This is a genomic window from Mesorhizobium sp. M0621, assembly GCF_040320745.1.
In the GTDB taxonomy this organism is placed as follows: Bacteria; Pseudomonadota; Alphaproteobacteria; order Rhizobiales; family Rhizobiaceae; genus Mesorhizobium.
Window position 1 is genome coordinate 25,149 of sequence record NZ_JAMYQF010000059.1, and the last position, 14,672, is coordinate 39,820.

Annotated in this window: 15 protein-coding genes; 6 read left to right on the top strand and 9 right to left on the bottom strand. The window is 61.6% G+C overall.

Features of this window, described 5'->3' with window-relative positions:
- Nucleotides 1–3: 3 nt before the first annotated feature.
- The gene (locus NKI38_RS28260) at nucleotides 4–1,467 is read left to right on the top strand and encodes a RimK family ATP-grasp domain-containing protein (protein WP_352663479.1); all 1,464 of its coding nucleotides are present in this window, start codon (nucleotides 4–6) and stop codon (nucleotides 1,465–1,467) included.
- Nucleotides 1,468–1,526: 59 nt separating this feature from the next.
- On the opposite strand, the gene NKI38_RS28265 is transcribed toward NKI38_RS28260, so the two are convergent.
- The gene (locus NKI38_RS28265; RefSeq protein ID WP_352663481.1) at nucleotides 1,527–2,438 is read right to left on the bottom strand and encodes a LysR substrate-binding domain-containing protein; all 912 of its coding nucleotides are present in this window, start codon (nucleotides 2,436–2,438) and stop codon (nucleotides 1,527–1,529) included.
- 111 nt (nucleotides 2,439–2,549) lie between these two features.
- On the opposite strand from NKI38_RS28265, the gene NKI38_RS28270 reads away from it, so the two are divergent.
- Nucleotides 2,550–3,440 carry a fatty acid desaturase family protein gene (locus tag NKI38_RS28270; protein WP_352663483.1) on the top strand — a complete coding sequence of 297 codons (891 nt, stop codon included), beginning with the start codon at nucleotides 2,550–2,552 and terminating at the stop codon, nucleotides 3,438–3,440.
- Between the two features lie 12 nt (nucleotides 3,441–3,452).
- On the opposite strand, the gene NKI38_RS28275 is transcribed toward NKI38_RS28270, so the two are convergent.
- The 3 genes from NKI38_RS28275 to ygfZ all read right to left on the bottom strand — a co-directional run bounded on the left by NKI38_RS28275 (nucleotide 3,453) and on the right by ygfZ (nucleotide 7,148).
- On the bottom strand, nucleotides 3,453–5,591 hold the full coding sequence (locus tag NKI38_RS28275; RefSeq protein WP_352663485.1) for a putative bifunctional diguanylate cyclase/phosphodiesterase: 2,139 nt from the start codon (nucleotides 5,589–5,591) through the stop codon (nucleotides 3,453–3,455).
- 64 nt (nucleotides 5,592–5,655) lie between these two features.
- On the bottom strand, nucleotides 5,656–6,288 hold the full coding sequence (locus NKI38_RS28280; RefSeq protein WP_352663487.1) for an HD domain-containing protein: 633 nt from the start codon (nucleotides 6,286–6,288) through the stop codon (nucleotides 5,656–5,658).
- Nucleotides 6,288–7,148, bottom strand: a complete 861-nt coding sequence (gene ygfZ, locus NKI38_RS28285) for a CAF17-like 4Fe-4S cluster assembly/insertion protein YgfZ (RefSeq protein WP_352663489.1) — start codon at nucleotides 7,146–7,148, stop codon at nucleotides 6,288–6,290. The genes NKI38_RS28280 and ygfZ overlap by 1 nt, the downstream gene beginning before the upstream one ends.
- A gap of 75 nt (nucleotides 7,149–7,223) precedes the next feature.
- Here ygfZ and NKI38_RS28290 point away from each other — a divergent pair, with 75 nt between their 5' ends.
- Both NKI38_RS28290 and NKI38_RS28295 read left to right on the top strand, forming a co-directional pair.
- Nucleotides 7,224–8,555 (top strand): dihydroorotase, encoded by a 1,332-nt coding sequence (locus NKI38_RS28290; protein WP_352663491.1) that lies wholly within the window; start codon nucleotides 7,224–7,226, stop codon nucleotides 8,553–8,555.
- Between the two features lie 53 nt (nucleotides 8,556–8,608).
- A complete protein-coding gene (locus NKI38_RS28295; protein WP_352663493.1) occupies nucleotides 8,609–8,836 on the top strand; it encodes a hypothetical protein in 228 nt (75 codons plus the stop codon).
- A 222-nt stretch (nucleotides 8,837–9,058) separates the two neighbouring features.
- Here NKI38_RS28295 and NKI38_RS28300 read toward each other — a convergent pair whose 3' ends face one another.
- From NKI38_RS28300 to NKI38_RS28315, 4 genes are all read right to left on the bottom strand, one after another.
- Entirely contained in the window at nucleotides 9,059–9,847 is a 789-nt protein-coding gene (locus NKI38_RS28300) for a hypothetical protein (RefSeq protein ID WP_352663495.1), read from the bottom strand.
- 70 nt (nucleotides 9,848–9,917) lie between these two features.
- Nucleotides 9,918–10,175: a hypothetical protein gene (locus tag NKI38_RS28305; protein WP_008874920.1), complete on the bottom strand. Its 258-nt coding sequence runs from the start codon at nucleotides 10,173–10,175 to the stop codon at nucleotides 9,918–9,920.
- 361 nt (nucleotides 10,176–10,536) lie between these two features.
- Nucleotides 10,537–10,914, bottom strand: a complete 378-nt coding sequence (locus NKI38_RS28310) for a TIGR02301 family protein (RefSeq protein WP_352663497.1) — start codon at nucleotides 10,912–10,914, stop codon at nucleotides 10,537–10,539.
- A 92-nt stretch (nucleotides 10,915–11,006) separates the two neighbouring features.
- Nucleotides 11,007–11,441 (bottom strand): NUDIX hydrolase, encoded by a 435-nt coding sequence (locus tag NKI38_RS28315; protein WP_352663499.1) that lies wholly within the window; start codon nucleotides 11,439–11,441, stop codon nucleotides 11,007–11,009.
- Between the two features lie 127 nt (nucleotides 11,442–11,568).
- On the opposite strand from NKI38_RS28315, the gene NKI38_RS28320 reads away from it, so the two are divergent.
- Nucleotides 11,569–12,330 carry an SOS response-associated peptidase gene (locus NKI38_RS28320; protein WP_352663501.1) on the top strand — a complete coding sequence of 254 codons (762 nt, stop codon included), beginning with the start codon at nucleotides 11,569–11,571 and terminating at the stop codon, nucleotides 12,328–12,330.
- Nucleotides 12,331–12,459: 129 nt separating this feature from the next.
- On the opposite strand, the gene NKI38_RS28325 is transcribed toward NKI38_RS28320, so the two are convergent.
- The gene (locus NKI38_RS28325; RefSeq protein ID WP_111549195.1) at nucleotides 12,460–12,615 is read right to left on the bottom strand and encodes a hypothetical protein; all 156 of its coding nucleotides are present in this window, start codon (nucleotides 12,613–12,615) and stop codon (nucleotides 12,460–12,462) included.
- A gap of 387 nt (nucleotides 12,616–13,002) precedes the next feature.
- Between NKI38_RS28325 and cysS the strand changes: the two genes are divergently transcribed.
- The gene (cysS, locus tag NKI38_RS28330) at nucleotides 13,003–14,439 is read left to right on the top strand and encodes a cysteine--tRNA ligase (RefSeq protein WP_352663503.1); all 1,437 of its coding nucleotides are present in this window, start codon (nucleotides 13,003–13,005) and stop codon (nucleotides 14,437–14,439) included.
- Nucleotides 14,440–14,672 lie beyond the last annotated feature (233 nt).

Consider the following 14,672-nt stretch of genomic DNA (forward strand, 5'->3'; position numbering starts at 1 on the left):
ACAATGACCTGGGTTATTCTTACAGGCAGGCAGAGCGATCTCGACCAGGTGGCGACGCCACACAAGATCATCACCAATCGCGATTATCTCGCGCATCCGTCGCTGTTTCGCGGCCAGCGGCCGAAGGTCATCAACCTGTCGAACAATTACGGCTACCAGAGCCGCGGCTACTATGCCTCGCTGCTGGCAAGCTCGCGCGGGCACAAGGTGATCCCGACCGTCGAGACGATAATCGACCTGTCGGAGCGCAAGCTCTATGAGCACGCGTTGCCGGAACTGGAACTGGCGCTTAACAAATGCCGTAAGGATCTTGGCGGCCCCTTTCCGCAAAAGGTCTGCATCTTCTTCGGCATCGGACCGTCGAAAATCTGGGACCGCTTCGCCAAACTGTTGTTCGACTGGTTCCGCGCACCCGCGCTCGAAGTCCACATCAAGGACAGCGCCGAATGGGCCTCGATCCGCAAGATCGGCTTCCATCCGCTGGCGCGGATGACCGAGGACGAGGAAAAAAGCTTCATCCAGTGTCTGGAGACCTACACCAACCGCGAATGGCGCGACACCAAAGGCCGGACGCCGGCACGCTATACCTTCGCCACGCTGGTCGATCCGCACGAGGAATTACCGCCGTCGGAGATATCGTCGCTGCGTTACTGGGCCAAGATCGCCGAGAAGATGGGCGTCGAAATCGAGCCGATCACCAAGCGGGACCTTGCCAAACTGGCAAACTACGACGCGCTGTTCATCCGCGAGACCACCTCGATCTCCAACCACACTTACCGTTTCGCCCGCCGCGCCCAGCAGGAAGGCATGCCGGTCATCGACGATCCGCTGTCTATGATCCGCTGTACCAACAAGGTCTATCTCAACGAGCTGATGGCCTACAACAAGGTACCGGTGCCGCCGACGGTGATGATCGCCGGCACTTCGGACCTCGAACTTGCGGCGCAGACACTGGGCTTTCCGCTGGTGCTGAAAATCCCGGATTCGTCGTTCTCGCGCGGCGTCAAGAAATGCGCCAATTTCGAGGAACTGAAGACGCTTGCCACCGAATGGCTGGAGGATTCCGATCTTCTGATCGCGCAGAAATTCATCCCGACCGAGTATGACTGGCGCGTCGGCGTGCTCGGCGGCCAGCCATTGTTTGCCGTCCACTATCTGATGGCCAAGAAGCACTGGCAGATCGTCAATCACAAGGCCAGCGGCAAGCCCGACCAGGGCGGCATCAAGACCTTTACGCTGAAGGAAACGCCGGCGCATGTCGTCGAGACGGCGGTGAAGGCGGCGCGCTGCATCGGTGACGGGCTCTATGGCGTCGACCTCAAGGAAACCAAGGACGGCGTCTTCGTCATCGAGGTCAACGACAATCCCAACCTCGATCATGGCTGGGAGGATTCCGGCGAAAAGGACGAAGTCTGGGTGCGGTTGACGCAATGGTTCCTGGAGCGGCTGGACCGGCCGGGACGGTAGTTTGATGTCACGCAGCGTTGGGTCATCGAATGGGCGGATCCGGTGGAACTCGAGTCAGGTCAACGGAGTGCCGGCGAGTTGACCGCGCGCTGGCATTCGTCGATCAGCCACTGGCGAAACGCCGCCACGACATCGCGCCTCGCGCTGCGCTCCGGGATCGTCAGGCAATAGGGCCGGCGCAGTTCCAGCGCCCGGGCAACGGGCCTGACAAGCCGGCCGTCCTCCAGCGCCGCGGCACAGTAGATCCCTTGCGCCAGCGCTACGCCCAATCCCGAAATGGCAAGGTCGAGTGCCGCGCGCGACGAGTTGGCCGAGAGGCCGCGCTGCGCTGCCCGGCCGGGCTCGATGCCGGCCGCCTCGAACCAGTTGTTCCAGGACGGAAAGAACGCACCGGTCGGTCCCCAGCCAGTATGGATGAGCGGCAGGCCGGCGAGGCCGTCGGGCCTGATCATGTCGGCCAGCCCGCGCGCACACACGGGATAGACTGCGTCCTGGACGATATCCTCGGTCGGGTGCTCACGATAATGCGGGCCATAAGTGAGCCTGATGTCGATCATCTCACGGTCGAACGGCACTGGGTCGTCGTCGCCTCTGAGCGATATGTCGACGGCGCCATGGCTTGCGACAAAACCGGCGAGACGCTGCGAAAGCCAACCCATGGCCATGGATGGCGGTACCGATACGACCAGGCGCGGGCGGAATGCATCGCCGCCCAGTTCACGCGAGACGCTGCCGATCTCCTGGAAGGCCATGGTCAGCCTGGGCAGCATCTCGACGCCGGCCTCGGTGAGGACGACGCGCCGGTTGACGCGGTGGAACAGCTTGCGGCCCATCTGCTCCTCGACGGTCCGGATGAGCTGGCTGACGGCGGCGGCCGATACTGAAAGCTCTTCCGCCGCCGCGGCAAAGCTGCCAGCACGAGCAGCAGCCTCGAAGGCCTGAAGTCCTTTGAGAGATGGAGGTGTGACCATGACCGTCCGAAAGATAAGCTTAGCTTATCTAAATCGCAGAAATCGTCGTTTTTGGAAAGTTTTTTCATTGACTACAGTGGGTTTCGTCAATCCCAGCATGGATCGAAGCCCGTGGATCATCGCGACATTATTGCATCCTTGACGCAGGAAGAGCGCAACCGCCTGACCACCAAGTCCGATGTTATGGGTCTCGTCCAACTCGGCGCTCATTGGGGCGCGATCGGGGTGATCGGATCGCTGATCGCAGCCAAGGTGCCGTTCTGGCCGCTGCTGATGCTGCCGCAAGGCGTCCTCATCGTGTTCCTGTTCACGCTGCTGCACGAAACGGTCCATCGCACGGCTTTCCAGTCGCAATGGCTGAACGATGCCGTGGCACGGGTGTGCAGCCTGGCGATCGCGCTGCCGGCGGACTGGTTTCGCTATTTCCATTTCGCCCACCATCGATACACGCAGGATCCGCAAAACGACCCGGAGCTGGCCTTTCCCAAACCGGAGACATGGCGGGAATATGTCGTCCATGTCTCCGGTATCCCGTTGTGGTGGGGCCACCTCAAGACGCTTTATGGCAACGCGATGGACCGAGGCCGGGAAAGCTACGTTCCGCCAAAAGGCTACGACAAGGTGCGCATCGAGGCACGTGCCATGATTGCCTTTTATGCCGTGGTCATTCTGCTGGCCGTTTATTTCCGGCTCTCGGTGCTTCTCTATGTCTGGATCTTGCCCGCTCTGTTGGGACAGCCGTTTCTGCGCCTCTATCTCTTGGCCGAGCACGGTCGTTGTCCGTTCGTCGCCAACATGCTGGAGAACACCAGGACCACGCTGACCAACTGGCTGGTCCGCAAGCTGGCGTGGAACATGCCGTTCCATGCCGAGCATCATGCCTACCCCGGCGTGCCGTTTCATCAACTGCCGCGGTTTCATGCGCTGATCGAGCGGCATTTGAAGGTGGTCGAGCAGGGCTATGTCAGCTTCCACGGCAAATACATCGAGACACTGCGTTGATGATGGCCGACCTCAACCGGTCTGGCTGTGCAACGCGCGGGATTTCAGAAGACGCTGAATGTCCGCCGCGTTCGACGGCACGCCGATCAGATAGCCCTGCGCCTCGACACAGCCATTGCCGCGCAGGATGTCGAGCTGCACTTCGGTCTCGACACCCTCCGCGGTGACGGTGATGCCAAGCTCGGCGCCCAGTCCGATGATGGTGCGAACGATCGCCGCAGTGTCGCGATTGCCGATGTCGCGAATGAACGAACGGTCGATCTTGATCTTGTCGACAGGAAAACGCCTGAGGTAGCCGAGCGAGGAATAGCCGGTGCCGAAATCGTCCAGCGCGATCCGGATGCCCAGTTCGCGCAACTGTCGCAGTGTCTTCAACACCGCCTTGCTCTCGTCCAACAGCACGGTTTCGGTGATTTCCAGTTCCAGCCGGCCTGCTGGTACGCCGGAAAAGGCGAGAGCCGAGATGACGCTGCGAGCAAAGCCGCCGTTTTTAAGCTGCACGGCCGAGACATTGACCGCGATGCGAAGGCTGGCCGGCCAGCTTGCCGCCGCCGTGCAGGCGCTCCTCAGCGCCCACTCGCCAAGCGGCACGATCAGTCCGGTTTCTTCGGCAATCGGAATGAACTCCTCCGGCGCCACCGTGCCGCGCTCCGGCGAATGCCAGCGCATCAAGGCCTCCGCGCCGACGATCTCGCCGGAGGCGATGTTCATGATGGGCTGGAAATCGAGATCGAATTCCTGGCGCGGCAGCGCTGTCTCGATGTCGGTCTCAAGTGCGCGTCGTGCCCGTACCATGGCGTCCATTCCGGGCTCGAAGAAGCGATACAGGTTGCGCCCTTCGCTCTTCGCCCGGTAGAGCGCCGTATCGGCGTTTTTGAGCAGCGCATCGGCATCCCTGCCGTCGCTGGGGAAGACGGCGATACCCAGGCTGATACCGACATGCATGTCGCGGTTCTTATAGCGGAACGGTTTTGCGATTGCTTCGACGATCCGCTTTGCCAGTTTCTCGGCATCGGCGATGCTTTTGAGATTGAACTCGATGATGACGAATTCGTCGCCACCGAAACGGGCGACGATGTCTGTTTCACTGCGCAGGCAACGCTGCAGCCGGTCGGCCACGCTCTTCAGCAGCCAGTCGCCGGCTGGATGCCCCCAGGTGTCGTTGATGGCCTTGAAGCGGTCGAGGTCGAGCGAGAAGATTGCCAGAGGCGCCGCCGCGCCCTCCAGCGCCTGGTCGAGCCGTTCACGAAACATCTGGCGGTTGGGCAACCCGGTCAGCGTGTCATGATGCGCAAGATGCGTCATGCGCTCTTCGGTGCGGCGGCGTTCGGTGACATCGTCGAAAGTCGCTACCCAGCCGCCGCCGCTCATCGGCTGGCGTGTGACCAGAACCGTCCTGCCGTCGGTAAGATGCCGATACGCCGAATGCATTTTTCCCGCCACCAGGCAGGCTTCGGTTTTGGCGACTTCGCTGTCGACGTCGATCTTCGTATAGATGCCGAGCTCCAGCAATCGTTCGAGCGCGTCGCGGTGCGTCGTTCCGAGCGGGAAGTCCGCTGCGGTGACGTTGTAGAGTTCTAGAAAACGCCCATTGCGCACGATCATCCTGCCGTCGGCATCATACATCAGCAAGCCTTGCGACATGTTGGCAAGTGCTGCGTCGAAGCGGCGGTGCTGCTCCTTGAGATCCTGTTCGGCGCGCCGCTGTACGGTGATGTCTTCGTAGATCGAAACCCAGCCGCCCAAGGCCAGCGGACGATGCGAGATGTTGATGATACGGCCATCCGACAACGTCTCCTCATAGGTCGAGGGTTTCGCCTGGTCGATATAGGGCTTGCGGATGGCGTAGAGTTCGTCGGCGCTTTGCGACGCGATGCCGATATCGACGCTGTGCCGCAGGATGTCGATGAAATGGATGCCCGGCCGCACCAATTTAGCGTCGAGACAGAAGATGTTGATGTAGTTTCCGTTACAGATGATCATCCGCTCGTCGGCGTCGAACATGCACAGCCCATGCGACATGTTCTCGACCGCGGCCGAAAAGCGTTCATTCTGTTCGCGCAGTTCGTTTTCCATTTGGCGGGAGCGATCCATGCCTTCGGCGTCCCGTTCCGGGACGGCCGAACCATCCTTGGCATCAGCGACGGGCATGAGGCGCGCCTGCGGATCGTGATCGAACGAGCTACTTTGATCGCCGCCGGTTAATTTAGCGTTTTTAGCCGATTGCAGCCGCCGAAACCTGATGCCGCGCCTTCTCGATCGCGGAAAACCGCTTCAGGAACGCATTCTGCGCCCAGGTTACCGAGCGTGGCGTGAAATCGAAGCGGTCGGCATTGAAGCCGCGCGGACGGCCGAAGAACTCGGTCGCCTCGGCGGTCGAAAAACCGGCAAGCAGCGTTGCTTCGAAATAGGCGGCGATCTGGTCGGCGTGCTTGATCTCCTTGCGCAGCGCGGCAGTTGGTTCCGGCAGCGAGAAACGCAGATGGATGGCGCGCTGCAACCGCAACTCACAGTCCTTGTAGCTTCCGCCCATCACCGATTTGAACGGCGAGATCATGTCGCCGATGACATATTCGGGGGCGTCGTGCAGCAGTGCCGCCAGCCGGGTATCGGCCGAAGCCTCGGGCACCAGTTCGCAGAACAACGCCTCGACCAACAGCGAGTGCTGGGCAACCGAAAAGGCATGTTCGCCGCTGGTCTGGCCGTTCCAGCGGGCCACGCGGGCGAGCCCATGCGCGATGTCCGAAATCTCGATGTCAAGCGGCGAGGGGTCGAGCAGGTCGAGCCGGCGGCCCGACAGCATGCGCTGCCAGGCGCGTGCCGGCGCGCCGACGCGGTCGGCCGCCATCAGGCCTCCTCCGCGCTGACGGCTTCCTGCGGGAAGGCGAATTTTGCCCAGGCCGGGATGGCAAGTGAAACGGCGGCGTCCCCGGCCATAATCGGTTGGCTGGCGTCGAGTGCCGCCTTGACCCTGTCGATGCGGGCAATGGCCAGACCGGTCATGCCGACGCTCGAGCCGAGCGTGCCAACCGGTCGTCCCGCGACGGTTAGCTCGGTGCCCGGCGCGGGTAGGGGGCCGTCGGCCGATGCAATCAGCACGCGCCGCCTGGCCGTGCCGCGATGCTGCATGCGCGAGACGACCTCCTGGCCGACATAGCAGCCCTTCCTGAAGCCGACGCCGCCGGTTTCGTCCAGCAGCACGTCATGGGGGAAAGCGTCTCCAAGCTGGTAGTCGCTGCCGCTTTCGGCAATACCGCCGGCGATGCGGAAGGCCTGCCACGCGGCAAGGTCGCCGTGCTCATCTGTTTCGCCATAGGAACGCGTGACGGCGCCCTTCGGAAAGCGCGTGTCGGCGGCCGCCGTTGATTCAGATTGTGAGAGCGTTGATTCATGTCCCCACGCGACGGTGACAAGAGCCTGATCCGCCTTGGCAATCTCGACCTTGGCGCGCAGTTTGTAGAGCATCAGCCGGCGCATGAAATCGTCCGAGATATCGGCACGGCATTCGAGCCGGAATGCATTCTCGCCGGCACGCGAGATCAGGAAATCGAACAGGATCTTGCCTTGCGGCGTCAGCAGCGCGCCGGGCTTGGCTTCGCCGGGAGCCAATACGTCGAGATCGGTGGTCAGGATGTTCTGCAAAAAATGCTCGGCGTCGGGACCCGAGACGGAAATGAGGGCGCGGTCTTTGAGCTGGGCAAAGGGCATGGGCGGAAAAGCAGCCTGATCTTGCAAAACGGTCGGCCTTTACGTAAGCCGCTGACACTCCCCCCGCAAGAGAGCATGGCCATGATCTACGACCTCATCCTGACAGGCGGCACCGTGGTCAACCATGACGGTGAAGGGGCTCGCGACATCGGCGTGAAGGACGGGCGCATCGCCGCCATCGGCGATCTCCGCCAGGCCTCGGCCGGCGAGACGATCGACTGCCGCGGCCTGCATATCCTGCCGGGTGTCATCGACAGCCAGGTGCATTTTCGTGAGCCGGGACTGGAGCACAAGGAAGATCTGGAGACCGGTTCGCGCGCGGCGGTGCTGGGCGGTGTCACCGCCGTGTTCGAGATGCCCAACACCAATCCGCTGACCACCAGCGAGGCAGCCCTTGCCGACAAGGTGCGGCGCGGCAACGGTCGCATGCACTGCGATTTCGCCTTCTGGGTTGGTGGCACTCGTGAGAATGCGAAAGATGTTGGCGAGCTTGAGCGGCTGCCGGGCGCGGCCGGGATCAAGGTTTTCATGGGCTCGTCCACTGGCGATCTGCTGGTCGAGGACGACGAAGGCGTGGCGTCGATCCTTAGAAACACACGCCGCCGTGCCGCCTTCCATTCCGAGGACGAGTTCCGACTGCGAGAGCGTCTTGGCGAACGCATCGAGGGCGACCCATCATCGCACCCGGTCTGGCGCGACGAGATCGCAGCCTTGCGCTGCACCGAACGGCTTGTGCGCATCGCTCGGCAAGCGCGCGCCCGCATCCATGTCCTGCACATCTCGACCGCCGAGGAGATCCTGTTCCTCGAACAGCACAAGGATGTCGCGACCTGCGAAGCGACACCGAATCATTTGACGCTGAGCGCCGACGACTATGCGCGGCTCGGTACGCTGATCCAGATGAACCCGCCGGTGCGCGCCGCGCGCCATCGCGATGGCGTCTGGCACGGCATCGCGCAAGGCATCGTCGATGTGCTCGGCTCCGACCACGCGCCGCACACGCTGGCCGAGAAGGCCAAGCCTTATCCGGCCTCGCCGTCGGGCATGACCGGCGTGCAGACGCTGGTGCCGATCATGCTCGACCACGTCAATGCCGGCCGGCTGACGCTGCAGCGCTTTGTCGACCTGTCCAGCCACGGCCCGCAACGCATCTTCGGCATGGCGAGAAAGGGTCGCATCGCCGCCGGCTACGACGCCGACTTCACCATTGTCGACATGAAGCGGCACGAAACCATCACCAACGCGCAGGCCGGCTCGAAAGCCGGCTGGACGCCTTACGACGGCAGGGAAGTGACCGGCTGGCCTGTCGGCACCGTCATTCGCGGCCTGCGTGTGATGTGGGAAGGGGAGATTACCACGCCGAGCCAGGGCAAAGCGGTGGAATTCTCCGAAGCATTGGCGGGGTAGCTGTTGCTACGGCGTTGGATTTTTTAAGGACAATCCACTAAGTTAACTGGGATATGAACGCCGATCTCGCGCCCATGATTGTCCCTGCTGAGTTCCCGGAACTCCAAGCCCTTGCCTGGAACCGCGATGCAGCACGCCCAATTCCGGCCGAGGAGGCATTTGCGCTATACGAGCGGAATTGGCGTTTTGTCGATCAAAAGCGGCTTACGACGCGTGAAAAACTGCTTATCCAGACTCTGGCAGACAAGTTTGGTCACGGCATCCTTTTGACCACCATCTGAAGTTCGTTTCCCTCGCAGCTGGAACATCAACGGGACACACCGCGAGCACAAGGTCGCATGGGTGGTGAACAAGCTTCAGGACAAGGACGAGCTGCGCAACGCAGCCGATATCCTGCAAATGGACTCCAGCGTGGCGACGGATACTATTTCGCTTCTTCGAGGGGAAGGCACTCGCATATGGCCGGATGCCGGAATCGACGAGGAACCGCGTCGATAGCTGGCTCAATCCCCGGCGACGAAGAAGGTCCATTGCCCTGAGGGCGTGATGCCAACGCGATAGAAAATATAGGCGCCGAACTGCTTCATGTCGTCGAAATCGCCAGCGGTGACGATCTTGAACAGTTCGACCCGCTGCTTGGCGTCCAACTTGTCCAACGGCAGGGCGAAAAAGTACGGCCACACATAGAGCTCTTCCGGCTTGCCGGCATCGAGATGGACATAACCGGCATTGAGCACCTCTTCCAGAATGGCCAGAATCTCCTGCCCATCCGGATCACCGGAGAGACCCTTGAGGAAGGCGATGGCGTCACCATCTATGTCGGTCAGCGATATCTGCGTCATGCTGTCGCCCTGGCCGATCAAAGGCCGCAGCTTTTCGATGTCACCGCCCTTGCAAGCCTCGACGATCAGATCATGCATGCGCCGAACCGGTTCCGGCAGCTTGCCGAGATCGTAGACAACCTCGGGCACCGGCGTGTCCGGATCGACGCGCGGCCTGGTCACGCCGCCATCCGCCGGACTGTCGGGCTCGGATTCGGCCGGAGGAGCCGGCTGGCTGGTCGGAGGCGGCGTTCCGACCGGATTGGGCATTGGCACGGTGCTTCCCGGCGGCGACATGTCGTCGTCGGCCGACGGCGTGACTGTTGGGGGTAGCTCTTCGCGCTTGATCTCGCTCAGCGCATAGGCGGGGCTGCTCACGAAACATACGATCAGGGGAATCGCGGCACAGCAAGCGGCGAAGCAGATGCAAAGGGCCAGGCCACGCGGCTTGCCTGACATCGAAAAACTCACTGCCCGTTTCTCCCTGCTTCCGGGCATGACGCCCGAGCGGCATTCCGTCGTCAAAGAACCGGAGGTCGGTTCAGTGCCGCAGCCGTTCAGGTTCGAAGGCGCCAGCAATCACCTTTTCACGCATACGGTCGAGCAGGGCAAGGGCCGAGGTCTCGCCATTGGCACGCAACATCTCGCCGAAGGCGGTTTCGAGCGCTGCTTCGGCAATGATCTCGGGCTCTATGCCGGCGGAGAGACCTTCCGCCCATGCCTCGCTGTGGCTTTCCACGGCGGTCAGGCGCTTCTCTTCCCTGACCAGCGCGTCGATGTCGTTGACACCATGTTCCATAAGCGAATGTCCACCCTTTCAAGCAGCGATCCGTCAATGTGGATCAGGCCTGATCTGTTCATTTCACACGCAGGGTCAATTAAGTATTTGTAAATACGACATTTTTTTGATCGTCTTTTACAAAGCCCGATTGCCTTGCGCGAAGCTGCATTCAACTCGAGTCAAACTTAGCCGATTAGGGCTGCCTGCGGGGCGAAAACCTTCAGTTTGAGTTAATTCCGCATTCTCACGGTAAGGTTTCGTTAATACTGTTGCAGAAGTGCCACATGAGGATTGCACCAAGATATCGCCTGGCACAAGTCGGATATATCGGCTGTCGCCGGCAATTGTCCGGATAGTTGTTGATGAGCAACCGAAATGCCTAATTTCCGTAACGCGAGGCGATGTCGCGCGACAGCGTCTCGCCTTCCTTCATATAGCGGCTGATGGCCTCGGTCGCCGAAGGGGTGCACTGCGTATAGATGCCGCCGAAGGAGCGGTAGCCGCGATTGAAGCTGGCGATGAAGCGGGCGCGCCGCTCGGCGTCCGGATTTTCCGAATCGAGCAGCTTCTCCATCTCGACACGCCACTGGTCGCCTTTCTCGCCGCACAAATTGCGCAGGAAATGCAGCGACCCCAGAACCTCCGCCAGCCGCATCAACCCGGGCTCGAACGGCGAATCGGCGCTGAGTGCGGGTCGCGTCGAGATGGCCGTGCTGACAACAAGGCATATGGCAAGGAGCAGGGATGGACGGTTCATAAATTTTCTCTGCCGACGGTGTCAGCCACTCTGGCTCAGCCAAGCATCATAAGTCTTTGTGGCGAAACAATTTGTCGCCCGCAAGGCGATTTTCAGGGCTGCGGCCCGCCGCTTCCGCCGGAATTCAACAAGTCTTCGGCGACCGCGAACACCGAGCCGGCAAGCGGCAGTGCCGCCATCTCGCTGAGCGTATAGAATGCGGCTGTCTCGGCGTCGTCGTTGGCCACCGCCTCGCCGCCGGCATAGGCGGCGCCGAAGACTGTGAGGAGATAATCGACCGGGTGGCTGTCGTCCCTGCCGTCGATGTGGATTTTCCGAAGCGGTCGATAGTCGGTGGCTCGCAGGCCGGTCTCTTCCAGCAGTTCGCGGGCGGCAGCCTGCTCCAGCGTTTCGCCGGGCTCGACCTTGCCGCCCGGAAAGGCATAGAGCCCTTGTGAGGGTTGCCGGGCTCGCTTGACCAGTAGCACGGTGTTCGCGCGCACGATGGCGACCGAGACTGCCGGGAGTGTCTTGCGCGCTTCGTTCATGGATTCCCGATCCGGCATGGAAGGCAGGTCTGTTGTGGACCGCCCAGCATGCGGAAGGTTTAGCGGTTGCGCAACGCCGGTTCCATCGCCACTTTCAACAGAACCATTCGAGAGGCACCAATCGACCATGTGCGGACGTTTTGCTTTGACCGCGACGCCGGACCAGACCGCCGCCTTGCTGGGCTTGGCCGAACTGGAGGATTTTCCAGCGCGCTACAACATCGCGCCGACGCAGCCGATCCTGATGGCGATCGCCGGCGCTCCGCGGGCGCCGGGCTCGAATCTGCCGGACCGCCAGCCGATGCTGGTGCGCTGGGGGCTGATCCCGACCTGGGTCAAGGACACCAGGGAGTTTCCACTTCTGTTCAACGCGCGCTCTGAAGGCGCTGCCGAAAAGGCCTCGTTCAAAGCCGCCATGCGCCATCGCCGCGCGCTGGTGCCGGCATCGGGCTTTTACGAGTGGCGGCAAACCGGTGGCAAGAAGGGGCAGCCCTACTGGATACGCCCAAGGCACGGCGGGTTGGTCGCCTTTGCCGGCCTGCTCGAGACCTATGCCGAGCCGGGCGGTTCGGAGATGGATACCGGTGCCATACTGACAGTCAACGCCAATGCCGATATCGCGCATATCCACGACCGCATGCCGGTGGTGATCGATCCCAGGGATTTCGCCCGCTGGCTGGATTGCCGCACGCTCGAGCCGCGCGATGTGGCCGACCTGTTGCGGCCGGCACAGCTCGATTTCTTCGAGGCAATTCCCATCTCCGACCTCGTCAACAAGGTCGCCAACACTGGACCGGAGATTCAGGAGCGGGGCGAGATCGGGCCGGAGCCCGAGAAGGTCAAGCGCCGGAAGCCCGGCGCGGACGACAGTCAGATGACGCTGTTTTAGAGCATGATCCTGAAAGTGGCCCCGGTTTTCGGGAAAGATCATGCTCAAACAAAGGACCGAAGCTATTGCTTCAAGGTGCGCATTAGCGCCTTCATTTCCGGCGCCTTGGCGCCAGGCCGCACACCGCTTTCAGGCAGCGCGGGGCGATACGATCTTCTGTGCCGGCTTCTTCTTCTTCGCGGTGTGGAGAAGGGCGGCGACGATTGCGGCCGGGCCGATTGCGCGGTAGTGGTTGGCCAGCGCCGGTTGCTTGGCGCGGTTGGATTCTTGCTTCGTTCGGGGCATGTCTCTCTTCCCAGGTAACATTTCCGTGTCTGCGTTTGATGGCCGATTCTGACCAAATCGTGACGCCTGCTGATCTAGCCGACGAATGTTTCATGACTGTGCCGACATGTTTAATAAAATGTTTCAGTGCATCATTACCTGTGATCCGGCGACGTTTTTGCCGAAACTAGCGACTTGACGGCAACACAAGCCAAGGCGATAAAGCTGCCTATGAAAACGTCTTTCGCCATTTGTGGCATTTGCATTATTGGCTAGCCTCGCGCTGGTTCGGACGTTTTCGCCTCATCTTTCCCCAGATTGGACAAACGCCCCGGCCAGCAGGCTGGAATCCGGTTTGCGCCTTGGCGCTAGGCGGACTCCTGAACACAACACATCGGGAAGGCACGAATGTCTGACGCATCGCAGGGCCTGCGCCTCTACAACACGCTGACGCGGACGAAAGAGGATTTCGTCCCGATCGATGCGCACAATGTGCGCATGTATGTCTGCGGCCCGACCGTCTATGACTTTGCTCATATCGGCAATGCCAGGCCGATAATCGTCTTCGACGTGCTGTTCCGCTTGCTGCGTCATGTCTATGGGCAGACGCACGTCACCTATGTGCGCAACATCACCGACGTCGACGACAAGATCAACGCGCGCGCCTTGCGGGATTTCGGCGGCGAGATCGCTTCAGGCACGCTTTCGCTCAACGAAGCGATCCGGCGGGTCACCGAAAAGACCGCCGATCAGTTCCACAAGGATGTGGCGGTTCTCGGCTGCCTGGAGCCGACGGTCGAGCCGCGCGCCACCGAATTCGTCGAACCTCGCGCCGACGGCAAGGTCGACATGATCACCTTGATTCAAAGCCTGATCGAACGCGGCCATGCCTATGTTGCGGCAGGCGAAGTCCTGTTCGACACGGCGTCGATGCCTGACTACGGCCAACTGTCGAAGCGCAATCTCGACGAGCAGCAGGCCGGCGCTCGCGTCGCCGTCGACGCGCACAAGAAAAACCCCGGCGATTTCGTCCTCTGGAAGCTGTCGTCACCGGAGGAGCCGGGCTGGAATTCGCCATGGGGCAGGGGCCGGCCGGGCTGGCACATCGAATGCTCGGCAATGTCGGCGGCCTATCTCGGCGAGGTCTTCGACATCCATGGCGGCGGCCTCGACCTGATCTTCCCGCATCATGAAAACGAGATCGCCCAGTCGCGCTGCGCCCACGGCACCGACGTCATGGCCAACATCTGGATGCACAATGGCTTCCTGCAGGTCGAAGGCCAGAAAATGTCGAAGAGCCTCGGCAATTTCTATTCGATCAACGAGTTGCTGGAGACCGAGACCTTTGGCGGCCGCAAATGGCCGGGCGAGGTGCTGCGGCTGGCGATGCTGATGACGCACTACCGCGAGCCGATCGACTTTTCCGTGCGCAAGCTGGAAGAGGCTGAGAACACGCTGCGCAAATGGAAGCGGGGGGCGGACCTCGCGCCGGCGGCGGCAGGGCAGTTGCCAGTGGAGGTCATCGATGCCTTGTCGGACGATCTCGCCACCTATGCCGCCTTCCAGGTTCTGACCCAGTTGGCCGGCGAGGCAGCGGACGGCAACGATGCCGCTGCGTCGCTGAAGGCGTCGCTGCTGTTCCTCGGCTTCGATGTCGCGTCGGCCAAGGTTGATGAAGACCACGTCGCAAAGGCCATCGCCAAGCGTCTCGCATTCATCGCCGCCAAGAACTGGGCCGAGGCCGACCGCATCCGCGACGAACTGCTGGCACAAGGTATACAGTTGAAGGACGGCAAGGATCCGGTCACGGGCGAACGCATCACCACCTGGGAGGTGAAGCGGTGAGCGCAGCGCGAAACACCCCCCTCTGTCCTGCCGGACATCTCCCCCTCAAGGGGGGAGATTGGATGTTGCGTCGGCTTTCGCCAATCGCCGTTGATGACCGGGCGCTTCCGGCAGAGCTGCCGATCTCCCCCCAAGAGGGCAGGACTGTCCGGGGAAAGTTATTCATATATGAAGGCCATCTGATTGAGGCAGGATCGGTCTCTTGGTCGGCTCGGATTGACCGGCGGCGGCTT